This is a genomic window from Vibrio ponticus (genome assembly GCF_009938225.1).
Classification (GTDB): Bacteria; Pseudomonadota; Gammaproteobacteria; order Enterobacterales; family Vibrionaceae; genus Vibrio; species Vibrio ponticus.
Genome location: NZ_AP019657.1, coordinates 275,666 through 290,609 on the forward strand (window position 1 = coordinate 275,666; position 14,944 = coordinate 290,609).

At 44.9% G+C, this 14,944-nt stretch carries 14 protein-coding genes and 1 riboswitch; of the genes, 8 read left to right on the forward strand and 6 right to left on the reverse strand.

All coding sequences use genetic code 11. The annotated features are described in order from the left end of the window. Positions 1-59: 59 nt before the first annotated feature. Positions 60-147, reverse strand: a riboswitch (cyclic di-GMP riboswitch). A gap of 248 nt (positions 148-395) precedes the next feature. Further along, a complete protein-coding gene (grcA, locus tag GZN30_RS01245; RefSeq protein ID WP_075649274.1) occupies positions 396-773 on the reverse strand; it encodes an autonomous glycyl radical cofactor GrcA in 378 nt (125 codons plus the stop codon). A gap of 328 nt (positions 774-1,101) precedes the next feature. Here grcA and nfo point away from each other — a divergent pair, with 328 nt between their 5' ends. From nfo to GZN30_RS01260, 3 genes are all read left to right on the forward strand, one after another. Continuing rightward, on the forward strand, positions 1,102-1,983 hold the full coding sequence (gene nfo / locus GZN30_RS01250; RefSeq protein WP_075651253.1) for a deoxyribonuclease IV: 882 nt from the start codon (positions 1,102-1,104) through the stop codon (positions 1,981-1,983). A gap of 295 nt (positions 1,984-2,278) precedes the next feature. Next, positions 2,279-2,965 carry a uracil-DNA glycosylase gene (ung, locus tag GZN30_RS01255; protein ID WP_075651255.1) on the forward strand — a complete coding sequence of 229 codons (687 nt, stop codon included), beginning with the start codon at positions 2,279-2,281 and terminating at the stop codon, positions 2,963-2,965. A 128-nt stretch (positions 2,966-3,093) separates the two neighbouring features. After that, positions 3,094-3,645 (forward strand): hemerythrin domain-containing protein, encoded by a 552-nt coding sequence (locus GZN30_RS01260; protein WP_075651257.1) that lies wholly within the window; start codon positions 3,094-3,096, stop codon positions 3,643-3,645. A 43-nt stretch (positions 3,646-3,688) separates the two neighbouring features. On the opposite strand, the gene GZN30_RS01265 is transcribed toward GZN30_RS01260, so the two are convergent. Further along, complete coding sequence (locus GZN30_RS01265; RefSeq protein WP_075651259.1) at positions 3,689-3,871, reverse strand: DUF3545 family protein; 183 nt, start codon at positions 3,869-3,871, stop codon at positions 3,689-3,691. A 693-nt stretch (positions 3,872-4,564) separates the two neighbouring features. Here GZN30_RS01265 and GZN30_RS01270 point away from each other — a divergent pair. The 3 genes from GZN30_RS01270 (at position 4,565) to GZN30_RS01280 (ending at position 7,050) form a co-directional block, all read left to right on the forward strand. Beyond that, positions 4,565-5,995, forward strand: coding sequence for an alanine/glycine:cation symporter family protein (locus GZN30_RS01270; protein ID WP_075651261.1), 1,431 nt, complete (start codon positions 4,565-4,567; stop codon positions 5,993-5,995). A 118-nt stretch (positions 5,996-6,113) separates the two neighbouring features. Further along, the gene (gene yaaA, locus GZN30_RS01275) at positions 6,114-6,887 is read left to right on the forward strand and encodes a peroxide stress protein YaaA (protein WP_075651264.1); all 774 of its coding nucleotides are present in this window, start codon (positions 6,114-6,116) and stop codon (positions 6,885-6,887) included. A gap of 22 nt (positions 6,888-6,909) precedes the next feature. After that, entirely contained in the window at positions 6,910-7,050 is a 141-nt protein-coding gene (locus GZN30_RS01280) for a DUF5363 family protein (RefSeq protein ID WP_161987019.1), read from the forward strand. A 66-nt stretch (positions 7,051-7,116) separates the two neighbouring features. On the opposite strand, the gene GZN30_RS01285 is transcribed toward GZN30_RS01280, so the two are convergent. The 4 genes from GZN30_RS01285 to GZN30_RS01300 all read right to left on the reverse strand — a co-directional run bounded on the left by GZN30_RS01285 (position 7,117) and on the right by GZN30_RS01300 (position 11,874). Continuing rightward, positions 7,117-8,082 (reverse strand): ABC transporter permease, encoded by a 966-nt coding sequence (locus GZN30_RS01285; RefSeq protein WP_075651266.1) that lies wholly within the window; start codon positions 8,080-8,082, stop codon positions 7,117-7,119. A gap of 2 nt (positions 8,083-8,084) precedes the next feature. Further along, positions 8,085-9,209 (reverse strand): ABC transporter permease, encoded by a 1,125-nt coding sequence (locus GZN30_RS01290; RefSeq protein WP_075651268.1) that lies wholly within the window; start codon positions 9,207-9,209, stop codon positions 8,085-8,087. Further along, positions 9,206-10,768, reverse strand: coding sequence for an ABC transporter ATP-binding protein (locus GZN30_RS01295; protein ID WP_075651270.1), 1,563 nt, complete (start codon positions 10,766-10,768; stop codon positions 9,206-9,208). Before GZN30_RS01295 ends, GZN30_RS01290 begins: the two co-directional genes overlap by 4 nt. Before the next feature lie 110 nt (positions 10,769-10,878). Next, positions 10,879-11,874 carry a BMP family lipoprotein gene (locus tag GZN30_RS01300; RefSeq protein ID WP_232060436.1) on the reverse strand — a complete coding sequence of 332 codons (996 nt, stop codon included), beginning with the start codon at positions 11,872-11,874 and terminating at the stop codon, positions 10,879-10,881. Positions 11,875-12,199: 325 nt separating this feature from the next. Between GZN30_RS01300 and GZN30_RS01305 the strand changes: the two genes are divergently transcribed. Together GZN30_RS01305 and GZN30_RS01310 are read left to right on the forward strand one after the other, a co-directional pair. Further along, positions 12,200-12,973, forward strand: a complete 774-nt coding sequence (locus tag GZN30_RS01305) for a TatD family hydrolase (RefSeq protein ID WP_075651272.1) — start codon at positions 12,200-12,202, stop codon at positions 12,971-12,973. Between the two features lie 205 nt (positions 12,974-13,178). Beyond that, positions 13,179-14,462, forward strand: a complete 1,284-nt coding sequence (locus tag GZN30_RS01310) for a NupC/NupG family nucleoside CNT transporter (protein ID WP_075651274.1) — start codon at positions 13,179-13,181, stop codon at positions 14,460-14,462. Positions 14,463-14,944 lie beyond the last annotated feature (482 nt).

The following is a 14,944-nucleotide window of genomic DNA, read 5'->3' on the forward strand; positions in this document are numbered from 1 at the left end:
GAAAGCCTGTTTATCAAGAGATTTGATAAACATCCACAACACTTGAACTGGGTTGAACAAGTGGCGACCCCGCTATCATTGATGACCAGCATCTTTAGACCGGAAGCTTTGCGTCCCATTTTTTCAAATGGTTTGCCGAAAGTTGAGCAAAGGAATGTAGCTTAAATTTATCAGGCGCAACTATGAGTTTGAGTGGTTTGTGGAACAAAAATCCCAACTCGACAAAAGTTAACTGATAGATGTGTAACTACATGTTATTCAGATGGTTTTGTTTTTTTTATCGCCGTTCTGAATGGTTTTTCATCACTTTTTGAGCGATGAAAAGAAGAAAAGCAGGCTGGCGCCTGCTTTTCGAATTTAGTGTCTAATTTTTTAGTGCCGAGTGGCAATAGAAATTATAGAGACTCAGTAAAAGTACGAGCGATAACGTCGCGTTGTTGCTCTGGAGTTAGAGAGTTGAAACGCACAGCGTAGCCAGATACACGGATAGTTAGCTGTGGGTAGTTCTCTGGGTGAGCAACTGCGTCTTCTAGAGTTTCACGACGTAGTACGTTTACGTTTAGGTGTTGACCACCTTCGATCTTTGGTGCAGCTTCGATTGCAACTTCACGGCTCTCGTACTCACCTAGGTCGCTGATAGCAACAACTTGGTCAGCTTCGTAGCCAGCAGATGCAGCAACACAACGTGCTTCGTTCTTTTCGCTATCTAGTAGCCAGATAGAGTTTAGTAGATCGTCGTTAGCTGCTTTAGTAATTTGAATACCTTGAATCATCACTCTCTCCTATTCCACAATGTTGTGGTTTTTAATGGTGTTAATTTTCAATTATTTGTTGAGCTAGGTAATATATAGCGAATATCCATTATATTAATATTGATTTAGGTCAAATTACAACTAAAAACCTTAATTTTTTGAAGGTGATTTTATTGAGTTAAATCAATAAACCCTTTAAAAACTGCCAATTACAATTTATTTTATAATTTAAAAAATAGTTAAAAGCTCATTTTGTTGTAAATTTACTACAAAATGGAGTGTTTGATGGTGATAAATTGCGCTAACTATCTGTATTTAGGTAGCCAAACTGAAAGAGTAAAGTGGTTAAATGACAATGAGATCAAACTCACAAATTAAGTATATTGGTGCTCACGTATCGGCAGCGGGTGGTGTTGACCAAGCGCCGATGCGAGCACGTGAGATCGGTGCCAATGCATTTGCACTGTTCACAAAAAATCAGCGTCAGTGGGTGGCAAAGCCACTGGAAGCAAAAACCATCAGTGCATTTAAAGCCAATTGCAAAATGTTGGGCTTTTCTGCTGACCAAATTCTTCCCCACGACTCTTACTTGATTAACTTAGGCGCCCCAGAAGAAGAGAAACTGGAAAAATCTCGCGCTGCTTTTATTGATGAGATGGCGCGTTGTCAGCAACTGGGTTTAACTCTGTTGAACTTCCATCCGGGTAGCCACCTCAATAAAATCTCTGAACAGGAGTGCCTAGCGAAGATTGCCGAATCGATTAACCTTGCTCATCAAGCGGTGCCAGATGTGATTGCTGTGATTGAGAATACCGCGGGGCAGGGCTCTAACTTAGGTTGGAAGTTTGAGCATCTAGCGCAGATTATTGAACAGGTAGAAGATAAATCACGCGTTGGTGTCTGTATTGATACTTGTCATACCTTCGCCGCGGGTTATGATCTCTCAAGCAAAGAAGCGTGCGAGGCGACATTTGCCGAGTTTGACCGTGTTGTCGGTATGCATTATTTGCGTGCAATGCACATCAATGATTCAAAATCTGCGTTAGGCAGTAAGGTCGATAGGCACCATGCGCTCGGCAAAGGTGAGATTGGTTGGGATTGCTTTGAGTATATCGCTAAAGATCCACGCTTTGATGGTATCCCGTTGATCTTAGAGACAATCGAACCTGACATTTGGCAGCAAGAAATTAATCAGTTGCGAGCATTTCACCGCCAAGCACTCGCTGATTGATATGTCTGACTAGTCATTTAGTTAAAAGTGGCACTAATCTTTCATTAATAAGCTCATTACACCGCAATGCGTTTACTAATAAAGAAGGTGCCGCTATGAATACCTACTCGCCAACTACTCGCACTTATCCTGCTCGTATGCCTGTTCCCAATCGACACATTCATGGGCAAGGGCATTATCGAACCCCTCAGCGAAATCTGAAGCATCAACACCAATAACCTAACTCTTGTTCCTTCACGAGTTTTTCTTACAATAAAGCGCAAGAAATCTTCCAATATTAAAGAAGGAACAGATCATGACCTCAACGCTTACTTGGCATGACGTGATTGGTAGTGAAAAGCAGCAAGACTATTTTCAGCAAACCCTGAGTTATGTTGAACAAGAGCGTGCCAGTGGAAAGACCGTTTTTCCACCAGAAGCGGATGTGTTCAATGCATTTAGCGCGACTGAATTTGAGCAGGTTAAAGTCGTGATCCTTGGTCAAGACCCTTATCACGGACCGAATCAGGCACATGGGTTGTGTTTTTCTGTTTTGCCTGGGGTAAAAACGCCACCTTCACTGGTCAATATGTATAAAGAGTTAGCGCAAGACATAGCAGGCTTTGAGATCCCGCAGCATGGCTACTTACAGAAGTGGGCTGAGCAGGGGGTATTGTTGCTCAATACGGTTTTAACCGTAGAGCAAGGTAAAGCGCACTCTCACGCTAAAACGACAGGCTGGGAAACCTTTACCGATCGAGTCATAGAGGCGATTAACCAGCACAACTCAGGCGTTGTATTCTTACTGTGGGGCGCTCACGCGCAGAAAAAAGGTCGCTTTATCGATCGTGATAAACATCATGTGTTGGAGGCGCCGCATCCCTCACCATTGTCGTCACATCGCGGCTTTTTTGGTTGTAAGCATTTTTCTCAGGCAAATCAACTGCTCGAGCAGCAAGGATTGCCTGCGATAGATTGGACGCTTCCCCTTATCGTTGAGTAATCGATAAGCGCAATATTTCAACTTACGATAGAGCGCTCAATATTTGTTCGTTTTCTTGAGCGCTCTCGAAACCTTTTGCCTGAATCTTATATACACTTACAAAGAGTGTGTGTTTAAGGAGAGGCACAATGATGATTGAAAAGATCAGACGTGAACATGGCTATATGATTCGCCTGTTGGCGATCCTTGCGGATAAAGTCGAACGCCTGAAGCAAGAGCAACCGGTCAACTACAGCTTGATAAAAGAAGTAGTGGATTACTTATCGGAACATGCAGAAAACTCTCATCACCCAAAAGAAGATGTTCTCTATCATTATTACCAAGATCATTATGGTGATAAGGATGAAATGGAGAACTTGGAGTTTGAACATAAGCTTTTAGAGTGCAAAACGCGCTCATTCCAAACCACGGTTGAAATGATCCTGCAAGACGCGGTGGTTCCTCATCAAGTGTTTATTGAACAGTTAGAAGAGTTTATGGAAGCGCAGCGCGAGCACTTGGAGTTTGAGGAGCGCAAGATTATACCGATGATCTGTGAGCGCTTTACGGTGCAAGATTGGCAGGAAGTCGAGCAGCAGTTCTACCATGATGATGAAGACCCGGTTTTTGGCAGAACGATCGCAGAGCAGTATGCGCAACTAGCTCAGCGGGTGCGCGAGACTGATAACGAAATCACTTAAAAGCAAAAAAAGAGGCATTGAGCCTCTTTTTTCTAATCTATTATTACCAATCGATGTCGTCAAAGTTATCGAGACCGATATCCATGTCCCGCAGTTCTTTTTCTAAACGGCGACGGTCATTAATCGCTTCAATTTCACGCCATTTACGTTTTACCGGTTTGTTTCTAGCTGAACGTCCTCTGGAGAAATCCATCTCCATCATTTCATCAAAGTTTAAGCCATCCATATGCTGCCACCTCTGTTTGATTGTTATGCTGAGATTAATACCATTGAGGGGTAAGCCTATCTATGATTGATTTCTCATTTGTTGCGATCCAATGAATTTTTTATATTTTTTGTGCTCGAGTCGTCTTTTTATGGATGACAAAAGAACAAAAATTAATCATTTAATCATGTCAATTTCATCAAACTTGGCTATTTTTGATGTTAACTGGCTGTTTTAAATTGCGTCCAATTGCGAGCGAAAGCGTTTGATCGCGACAGATAATCCAAACTACGCAGCAGATAGAAATAATTTAGCCGTACGACTGGTCTAACTACCAGATTCGACAAGGGATTGACCTGTTTGGATACCGACGTGAGTCACAAGACTTGCTGAGTATCACGATGTTGTAAATGATTGAACAAAATGATCATCAATAGTTAATTCTTTGTCTTGAGATGTGTTAATCGATGGTGAGTTTATAGTAAAAAATAACATCCAAATGCATAGGTTTGCATATTGATTTTTGCCATTCTTCACTGCATTATCCGCCCGTCAAAAAATACGTCGATACGTAAAAGGGAAGCATGAAGCGGGTTTTACATATCTCAGCTGTAAAAGAATAAATCATAAATACTAAGACTAACTTGACACTTAGTACGCAGCTAGATGGAAGGCAGGGATGCAGGGATTGACGAAACTCACTTTGAGGATGTTATGACAGACTTAATCAATTTAATGAATGACCTACTCTGGGGGTCTATTCTTGTTTATCTTTTGGTCGGTGTGGGCGTTTACTTTACTATCCGCCTTGGTTTCATTCAGTTTCGCCATTTTGGGCACATGTTCTCTGTTCTTAAGAACAGCCGCAAAGCAGACAACGCTGGTATATCTTCTTTCCAAGCACTTTGTACTAGTTTAGCTGCGCGTGTCGGTACAGGTAACATGGCGGGTGTGGCTGTGGCACTGACTGCTGGTGGTCCTGGTGCGATTTTCTGGATGTGGTTAATTGCTATGTTAGGTATGGCAACCGCATTTGCAGAGAGTACACTCGCACAGTTATACAAAACCAAAGACGATGATGGCAACTACCGCGGTGGTCCTGCTTACTACATGGAAAAAGGTCTAGGCATGCGCTGGATGGGCGTATTGTTCTCGATTTTCCTTATCATCGCTTTCGGTTTGGTATTTAACGCAGTTCAGGCGAATTCTATTGCCAACGCGATGCATACTGCTTTCGGTTGGGAAGATAAGTATGTTGGTATCGCAGTGGTGGTGCTATCAGCAGTGATCATCTTTGGTGGTATTAAGCGTATCGCTCGTGTTGCTGAACTGATTGTGCCTGTAATGGCGCTTGCTTACCTATTGCTTGCAATGTTTGTAATGTTCTCAAACATTGAGAAGCTGCCTGCGATTTTAACCTTGATCGTTAAGAGTGCGTTTGGCTTCCAAGAAGCAGCAGCTGGTGGTGTTGGCTATGCCATTGCGCAAGCAATGATTAACGGCATCAAACGTGGTCTGTTCTCGAATGAGGCAGGTATGGGTTCCGCGCCTAACGCGGCTGCCTCAGCAACACCGTATCCGCCACACCCTGCATCGCAAGGTTATGTGCAAATGCTGGGCGTATTTATGGATACTATTGTTATTTGTTCGGCAACAGTGGCGATTATCCTTATGTCAGGTGAGTTTGTGCCTGGCGGTGAAGTAACCGGTATCGAACTGACTCAAGCGGCACTAAGCTCACAAGTTGGCGAATGGGGCGGCATTTTCGTTGCGGTAGCAATTTTCTTCTTTGCCTTCACATCGATCATTGCTAACTACTCATACGCAGAGACTAACTTGTTGTTCCTAGAGCACAACCATAAAGCGGGTCTAGGTATTTTCCGTATCGTGGTACTTGGCATGGTGATGTTTGGTGCACTCGCTTCTCTACCGGTAGTTTGGTCATTGGCTGACGTTTCTATGGGTATGATGGCAATCGTCAACCTAGTGGCAATCATCTTGCTATCAGGCACGGTGATCAAACTGGCGAAAGATTACAACCGTCAGTTAAAAGAAGGCAAATTGCCAACATTCGATGCCAACGAATACCCTGAGCTGAAATCTCAGCTTGAAGAAGGTATTTGGGACAATCCGAGAAAAGACTAACAGCGTAAAGCCTCAGTCATAGCTATAAGCTATCAAACTAATCAATCAAGCCATGCAGACAATGCATGGCTTTTTTTGTACTCTAAGCAGAGAAAATCAATAAGGATAGAGTAAAGTCATGCTGATAGTTGTTTCTCCTGCTAAGACGCTCGATTATGAGTCGCCTCTTGCCACTGAAAAATTCACCCAACCAGAGTTGGTGGAATACTCCAAACAGTTAATTGATGTTTGTCGTCAGCTAACGCCTGCTGATGTGGCAAGCTTAATGAAGGTGAGTGACAAGATTGCCGACCTTAACGTCGGCCGTTTCCAAGAGTGGAGTGAAACCTTTACCACTGAAAACGCGCGCCAAGCGATTTTAGCCTTCAAAGGTGATGTCTATACTGGTCTCGAGGCTGAAACCCTATCTGAAGCTGATTTTGACTACGCACAGCAGCATCTACGTATGCTTTCGGGTCTATATGGTCTGCTAAAGCCTCTGGATTTGATGCAACCTTACCGCTTGGAAATGGGCACTAAGCTTGCCAACGATAAAGGCAGTAATCTTTATCAGTTCTGGGGCAATGTGATTACCGATAAACTCAATCAAGCGATTGCAGAGCAAGGTGATAATGTGCTGATCAATCTTGCCTCAAACGAATACTTTAAAGCGGTAAAACCAAAAGCGTTGGACGCTCAAGTGATCACGCCAATTTTTAAAGATTGCAAAAATGGTCAATATAAAGTGATCAGCTTCTACGCTAAAAAAGCACGTGGCATGATGGCGCGTTATATTATTGAAAATCGCATTAGTAGCGTGGCGGACTTAACCCAATTTGATGTGGCGGGTTATTACTTTGTTGAAGAAGAGTCGACGCCAACCGAGCTAGTGTTTAAACGCGAAGAGCAGTAAGGCAATTCTGGCGGGAGGGTTTATGTGGCAATGGTTAAAACGCTGGGTCGCTAAGTATGATGCTTGGTGCCAGTCGATGGGGTTAACCCCTGAACAAAAGCGTAGCTGTGTGCCATACCGCAGTGATCCGCCAGCAGAATCGTCAGATAAAGCGAAGTCTTAATAGAATCGTTCGAAAAACAAAGGGAGTGCTTAGCACTCCCTTTGTTATTTCGTGTTAGCGAGTCAATTACTCACGTTCTTTGCTGTACGGTACACCAATCGCTTTTGGTGCGATCGCTTTACCGATAAAGCCAGCCAGTAGGAATACCGTCAGTACATATGGCATTGCTTCGATGGCTTGCACTGGGATTGGGAAGTCCCCAATGGTGACCCCTTGCATACGAATCGCCAGTGCGTCTAGGAAGCCGAACAGCAAACATGCAGCCATTGCGGTAAATGGACGCCACTTACCGAAGATAAGCGCGGCTAGCGCCATATAGCCTTTACCAGCACTCATATTGGGAATGAACTGAGCCGTTTGTGCGACCGATAGGTAGACACCACCAATCCCCACTAATACGCCACAGATGAGTACGGCACTATAGCGCATTCTTGCCACAGAAATACCCGCCGTATCGACCGCCGATGGCGATTCACCTACCGCGCGCAGACGCAGACCGAAACGGGTTTTGAACATCAAATACCAAGTGGCGGGTACGATAGCGATCAATAGATACACCAGCATCGAGTGACCACTGATCAGCTCAGAGTAAAGCAGACCAATCACAGGCACATCGGCAAGGGCATCCGCGCCAGGTAGCGTGATAGGCGCAAAGCGCGCATCACCGGACAGCGCTGGCGTTTGACCGCCTTGGTTAAACCAGTGACGACCGAGAGTGATGGTTAAGCCTGTGGCGAGGATGTTGATTGCCATACCACTGACCACTTGATCGCCGCGGTGGGTGATTGAAGCAAAGCCGTGTAGTAGAGACAGCAGCACTGAAATACCAATCCCCCCAAACAGACCAAGCCAAGCGGACCCCGTTACGTGAGCGACTGCAGCACCTGTAAAGGCTGCCGCCAGAAGTTTACCCTCAAGGGCGATGTTTACAATTCCCGCACGTTCACAGAACATACCCGCAAGGGCTGCAAGGATCAGCGGCGTTGCCACGCGTAGTGTCGCGTCCAACATTAAGATTACAGTTTCAAACATACTTAGGCTCCTTGCTCCGTTGGTTGCTGATGTTTCTTAGCAGCAAACTTAAGGTATGCACGCTCTAAGTGAGGTCTGAACATGTGCTCTAAGGCGCCAGAGAAGAGGATCACCAGACCTTGTAGTACCACAACGATGTTACGGTCAACACCATACTCAAAGCTAAGCTCTGCGCCGCCTTGGTAGAGGAAACCAAACAACAAACTTGCCAGCAGGACACCAATTGGGTGGTTACGTCCCATTAGCGCTACCGCGATACCGGTAAAGCCAAAGCCTTCGACAAAGTTAAGCTTGATTTGGTGCAGCTCACCTTGCAGTACGTTGAGACCAAAGAAGCCGGCTAACATGCCCGAAATGACCATCGTCAGTACGATCACTTTGACATATTTGATGCCCGCATAGCCCGCAGCGGTTGGATTGGCACCGACGGCACGGATCTCATAGCCCCAACGTGAGTTCCACATCAATAGCCACACAAACACACAGCAGAGTAGGGCGAAGATAAAGCTTAAGTTGAGAGGACTTGGCGCCGTTTCAATGCCAAATACCGCTAAGATTTCATGCATCTTAGGCAGCCAACTGCTGGCGGCAAATACGCGGCTTTCAGTCGCCATGGTGTTATCTGGTTTCAGGACATCAACCAGCAAGTAAGCCATTAGCGATGAGGCAATGAAGTTGAACATGATGGTGGTAATTACGATGTGCGAGCCACGTTTAGCTTGCAGGTATGCAGGGATAAACGCCCATGCCGCGCCAAACGCACCGCCGACGAGAATCGCCACTGGAAACACCACCCACCATGGAGCAAATTCGCCCAAAGTAAGACAGATAAGACCAATACCTAGACCACCAATATACGCTTGACCTTCACCACCAATGTTGAAAAGACCAGCATGGAAGGCGACGGCAACCGCTAGACCAGTAAACACAAAGCCTGTGGCGTAGTACAAGGTATAGCCAAGACCTTCCGCGTAGCCAAAGGCACCGGTCCACATTACTTTTGCCGCATCAATCGGGTTAATGTCGATATAGATAAACAGCAAAGCAGAAACAAGAAACGCGACTAACACGTTAATGGCGGGTAGTAACGCCATGGTTACCCAAGCGGGTACTTTCGCTTGACTCATGATTGCGCTCCTTGCGTCTCTGGTTGTTTAAGGTGATCCGGCAAAATGTTTGCCATCATCAAACCTAGGGTTTTCTCATCGGCTTGCTCGGCAGAGACTTCACCGACAATTGTGCCATCAAAGACCACTAAAATACGGTCGGCAAGCGCTAAGATTTCATCCAATTCTACTGAGACCAGTAAAACGGCTTTGTTGGCATCACGAGCGGCAATCACTTGCTGGTGGATGTATTCAATTGCACCGATATCGACCCCACGAGTTGGCTGACCGATGAGAATTACATCTGGGTCTTGCTCCATTTCACGGGCAATCACCAGTTTTTGCTGGTTACCACCAGAGAAGTTAGCGGTTTTCAGTGATGGATCATTTGGGCGCACGTCCCACTTATCCATACTGGTTTGGCAGGCATCTTCAATCGCTTTTTTGTCTTGTAAAAAGCCCTGGTTATATTGCGCTAGGTGCTGATGACCGAGAATAAACGCTTCTTTGGCTGAGAACTTATTGATCAAGCCTTGCTTGTGGCGATCTTCTGGAATATGGCTAACACCGATAGCGCGCACTTGTTGAGGATCAAGTGCCTGATCGGCGGTGATTTCACTGCCGTTAAGATGAATAGTGCCTGAGGTTGGCTGGATGATCCCCGAGAGTAGGCTCAAGATCTCTGATTGACCATTGCCAGATACCCCCGCAATACCTACGACTTCACCCTGACGTACTGAAAAGTTAACTTTCTTGACTCGCTCTACGCCTGATTGGTCAAAGTATTGCAGATCTTTTACCGTGATCAGTTCTTTTTGCGGCTGGGCAGGTTCTTTGTCGACTTTAAGGCGAACTTTACGTCCCACCATCAATTCAGCCAACTGCTCTTTGTTTGTGTTTGCCGTCACCACGTGCGATACCATCGCGCCTTGGCGCATAACTGAAATGTTGTCAGTAATCGCCAGCACTTCACGCAGTTTGTGCGTGATAATCATGATCGTGGTACCTTGTTCACGCAGTTTATCGAGAATGCGGAATAAGTGATCGGCTTCTTGTGGCGTCAATACGCCAGTTGGTTCATCTAAGATTAGGATCTTAGCGTCACGGTATAAGGCTTTGAGAATTTCAACGCGTTGCTGCAGCCCTACAGGTAGCTGACCGACAGGGGTGTCGAGTGGAACATCCAGTCCGTAGTCTTTTGCCAGAGCTTCGAGCTTTTTGCGCGCCTTTGATAGGGTGTCTTCCAGCTTCCAGCCTTCTTCCGCCCCCAGAATAATGTTTTCTAGTACGGTAAATGTATCCACCAACATAAAGTGTTGGTGCACCATACCTATCCCTGCACGAATAGCGTCTTGAGAGTTATTTGGTTTATATGGAGCGCCGTTCACGGACATAGTGCCAGAGTCAGCGTGATAGAAGCCGTAAATAATACTCATCAGAGTCGATTTACCCGCACCATTTTCCCCGATAATGCCGTGGATGGTGCCTGCTGGGACTTTTAAATCGATTTCACGGTTTGCATGTACTGAGCCAAATCGTTTATCGATACGATTTAGTTCTATCGCAATTTTTTGTGTCACAGGATAAAGCCTTTTTAGATAACAACACGCCGCTACACGTCAGCAGCGGCGTTTATCGTATTGCTAGACCAGCACTGTGGCAGTGCTGGTTTTATGCGTTACAGATAGTATTAGATGTCACATGAGTTGTTAGTCATGTAGTCATGGACTGCAACTTTGCCGCTGATGATGTCCGCTTGGATTTGTTCCAAGTAAGCGCGATCTTCAGCAGAAACAAGGTTCTTATTGTTGTCATCGTATGCCCATTCAACAGCACCTTCTTTAAGACCTAGTACTTTAACGCCCGGAGTCCAAGTGCCTTTCTCAGCTTGATCCCATGAGTTGTAAGCAGCAACGCCTACTTTCTTAACCATTGACGTCAGCATTGTGCCTGGTTGTAGGTGGTTTTGGTTTGAGTCAACACCGATAGCGAATTTACCCGCATCTTTCGCTGCTTGGTAAACGCCCATACCAGTGCCGCCCGCCGCTGCGTAGATTACGTCAACGCCTTTAGAGAATTGAGATTTTGCAAGCTCTGAACCTTTTGCAGGGTCAGCAAACGCTGCTGGTGTAGAACCTGTCATGTTCAAGAAAGTTTCAACGCCAGGGTTTGCGTATTTTGCACCTTGACGGTAGCCACACTCAAACTTACGAATCAGTGGAATATCCATACCACCCACGAAACCAACTTTACCTGTTGCAGAGGCTTTAGCGGCAAGAGCACCAACTAGGAAAGAACCTTCGTGCTCTTTAAACACGATTGATTGTACGTTTGGCTTATCAACCACAGAGTCGATGATAGTGAACTGGATGTCTGGGTATTCTGTTGCTACTTTTTCAACAGCTGAAGACATGTTGAAACCCACTGCAACGATAGGAGTAAAGCCACGGCTTGCTAGACGACGCAGTCCTTGCTCACGCTGTGCTTCGTTTTGTGGTTCAAATTCACGTACTGTGATGCCCTTATCTGCGTTAAATACTTTCACGCCGTTTTGGTAAACTGCTTCGTTGAAAGATTTATCGAATTTACCAGCTGTATCATAAACAACCGCTGGCTTGGCTGCGAAAACACTGAACGATGACATAGCAAGCGCTAGAGTAGAGAGTTTCAGAATTGGATTTTTCACTATCAGATCCTTAGTAGTGCAAATGCGATATGAAAGTAGCTGCTCTCTGTTTTCACAATATAATAACAATTATGAAATCAATGTTTCGCTACATAGAGTAAATTAGGTCAAATTGTTGTCAAAATTAACCAATTTGAGTGGTGACACTCTTGACCATTAACTAGTCATTTTATCGTTTGCTTGGTTTATTTGAAACCAGTCAAGAATATAAAAATGTGATGCATATCAATAGAAAACGTTACCGTCAGTCAGATAAAGATCATATTTGTGATGTACGCATTTGTTGGAAAAATGCAATTTTTTTGTGTCGAGGAAAAAGTTAACTATGAGCTTGTTTGATACTCACTGTCATTTGGACTTAATGGTTGAAAAAGGGATTGATCTCGATGCGGCTTTAAGTGCAGCAAAACAGGCTGGTGTTGAGCAGATATTGGTGCCAGCTGTCGATGAAAGCAATTGGGACCGCATTGCCGATTATGCCGAGCAATACACTATGGTGAATTGGGCTATCGGTATCCACCCAATGTTTGTTGCTCCAAAGAGTCTTGAGCAAATTAATCGTATGCGTATGCGCCTTGAGTCAAATGCAAGCTGTATTGCGATTGGAGAGTGTGGGCTTGATTTTTACCATGGTCGAGATAATCAGCAACTCCAAACTGAGGTGTTGGTCGAGCAGCTTAAGCTAGCACAGCAGTTTGAATTGCCAGTATTGCTGCACGTAAGAAAAGCGCACCAAGAGCTAATTAAAGTACTCAAGCAATATCCATTGCCTTGCGGGGGAGTTGTGCACGGATTTACTGGCAGCTATGAACAGGGGATGGAGTATATAAAGCTTGGTTTGTGTCTCGGGGTCGGTGGTTCAATTACTTATCAAAGAGCGAATAAAACTCGTAATGCGGTCGCTCGCTTTCCTTTGGAATGTATTGTTTTTGAGACCGACTCGCCCGATATGCCATTGAGTGGTTATCAAGGAGAAGCAAATCAACCCAAATTCGTCAAAGATGTTCTATCTTCTTTTATATTGCTGCGAAATGAGTCTGAGCAAACGATTAGCAAAATAGTGGCAAAAACGACCGAAAAAATGTTTAAATTTTGCTGATTTATTGTGTGTTTAGTGTTGTCTGGCTCATTTAAACGGTTGCGTTTTGTGATTAATATCTCAATTGTTAATGTATAGTTCGTGTTGTGTGGTAAAAAATGCGAGGTGGGTACTACTTTTACTGAGTTCGATAAGTATAATCCACCGCGCTTTTGTAGCTCCACTTTGTAACACGCCAATAAATAACATAAGGAAGTCATAAACTATGAGCCTGTTTATGAGCCTAGTCGGTATGGTAGTGCTTCTTGCTATTGCATTTGCATTCTCATCAAACCGAAAAGCTATCAACTTAAGAACTGTAGGTGGCGCATTCGCTATCCAATTTGTACTTGGTGCATTCGTTCTATACGTGCCTTGGGGTCGTGATCTACTAAACGGTTTCTCTCAAGGTGTATCAAACGTTATCAACTACGGTAACGATGGTATTTCTTTCCTATTCGGTGGTCTTGTTTCTGACAAGATGTTCGAAGTATTTGGCGGCGGCGGCTTCATCTTCGCATTCCGTGTACTTCCAACACTGATTTTCTTCTCAGCACTGATTTCAGTACTGTACTACCTAGGCGTGATGCAATGGGTTATCAAAATCCTTGGTGGTGGTCTACAGAAAGCGCTAGGTACATCTCGCGCGGAATCAATGTCTGCAGCAGCTAACATTTTCGTAGGTCAAACTGAAGCACCTCTAGTGGTTCGCCCATTTGTTCCTAAAATGACTCAATCTGAGCTGTTTGCGGTAATGTGTGGTGGTCTAGCTTCTGTTGCTGGTGGTGTACTTGCTGGCTACGCTTCAATGGGGGTTCCTCTAGAGTACCTAGTAGCGGCATCATTCATGGCAGCACCTGGTGGTCTACTATTCGCTAAGATCCTTCACCCAGAGACTGAAAAGCCTGAAGAAGATATCGCAGCGGCAATGGACGGTGGCGATGACAAACCAACTAACGTTATCGACGCAGCAGCAGGCGGCGCGGCATCAGGTCTACAACTAGCACTTAACGTAGGTGCAATGCTAATCGCATTCGTAGGTCTAATCGCTCTAGTTAACGGTATGCTAGGTGGCATCGGTGGTTGGTTCGGTATGCCGGATCTAACACTACAACTAATCCTAGGTTACCTATTCTCTCCACTAGCATTCCTAATTGGTGTGCCATGGGATGAAGCAATCGTTGCAGGTTCATTTATCGGTCAAAAACTGGTAATCAACGAATTCGTAGCTTACTTGAACTTCACACCTTACATCGGTGAGAGTGCACAAGTAGTTGCAGCAACAGGTGAGATCATGTCTGACAAGACAGTGGCAATCATCTCGTTCGCTCTATGTGGCTTTGCAAACCTATCGTCTATCGCGATTCTACTAGGCGGTCTAGGTAGCTTGGCTCCAGCTCGTCGTGGCGATATCGCACGTATGGGTATGAAAGCAGTTCTTGCTGGTACATTATCTAACTTAATGGCAGCAACAATTGCAGGCTTCTGTCTAAGCCTAGCAGCTCTATAATTCGAGCTCGTTTAATATAGACGCCACTTGAAATTATGCCCTGTAGCACTCATATGCTGCGGGGCATTTTTTGTTTTTACCTAGGGTAATTTTCTTTTTCACAAGGCTTGTGAATAAAGGCGAATACCCGGTAAAGTTTTTTGAGATACAAACCGTTTGCGCGCTATTTGCCACTACAGTTTTGTGCGGTTTCTTTATAAGGTAAGCGTCATTGATTGAATTTGGATTAAATTGCGTTCAAATTAGCAATGAATTCTCACTATCAGGTAAATGATTTACCTGACAATGCATATAGCGCGAGCCAGGTGCGAGGTTATATGCTATTAAAGACACCGCAATCATTGATTGTTGTGCCATAGGGCCAAACTGGTACTGTGCGGTGACAAGGATAGCAATTGGGGCAAATTCGCTGTTTGCCACCGAGTCTTCAAGGAACCAAGTCCGTTCATCAATAACTGTTTTCTCAGCCTATACTCAGAGTG

Coding starts and splice junctions, on each gene's coding strand:
- GZN30_RS01290 (WP_075651268.1), bottom strand. CDS start 9,209: ATGAGTCAAGCGAAAGTACCCGCTTGGGTAACCATGGCGTTACTACCC.
- GZN30_RS01280 (WP_161987019.1), top strand. CDS start 6,910: ATGTGGCAATGGTTAAAACGCTGGGTCGCTAAGTATGATGCTTGGTGC.
- GZN30_RS01270 (WP_075651261.1), top strand. CDS start 4,565: ATGACAGACTTAATCAATTTAATGAATGACCTACTCTGGGGGTCTATT.
- GZN30_RS01260 (WP_075651257.1), top strand. CDS start 3,094: ATGATGATTGAAAAGATCAGACGTGAACATGGCTATATGATTCGCCTG.
- yaaA (WP_075651264.1), top strand. CDS start 6,114: ATGCTGATAGTTGTTTCTCCTGCTAAGACGCTCGATTATGAGTCGCCT.
- GZN30_RS01305 (WP_075651272.1), top strand. CDS start 12,200: ATGAGCTTGTTTGATACTCACTGTCATTTGGACTTAATGGTTGAAAAA.
- GZN30_RS01285 (WP_075651266.1), bottom strand. CDS start 8,082: ATGTTTGAAACTGTAATCTTAATGTTGGACGCGACACTACGCGTGGCA.
- ung (WP_075651255.1), top strand. CDS start 2,279: ATGACCTCAACGCTTACTTGGCATGACGTGATTGGTAGTGAAAAGCAG.
- grcA (WP_075649274.1), bottom strand. CDS start 773: ATGATTCAAGGTATTCAAATTACTAAAGCAGCTAACGACGATCTACTA.
- nfo (WP_075651253.1), top strand. CDS start 1,102: ATGACAATGAGATCAAACTCACAAATTAAGTATATTGGTGCTCACGTA.
- GZN30_RS01265 (WP_075651259.1), bottom strand. CDS start 3,871: ATGGATGGCTTAAACTTTGATGAAATGATGGAGATGGATTTCTCCAGA.
- GZN30_RS01310 (WP_075651274.1), top strand. CDS start 13,179: ATGAGCCTGTTTATGAGCCTAGTCGGTATGGTAGTGCTTCTTGCTATT.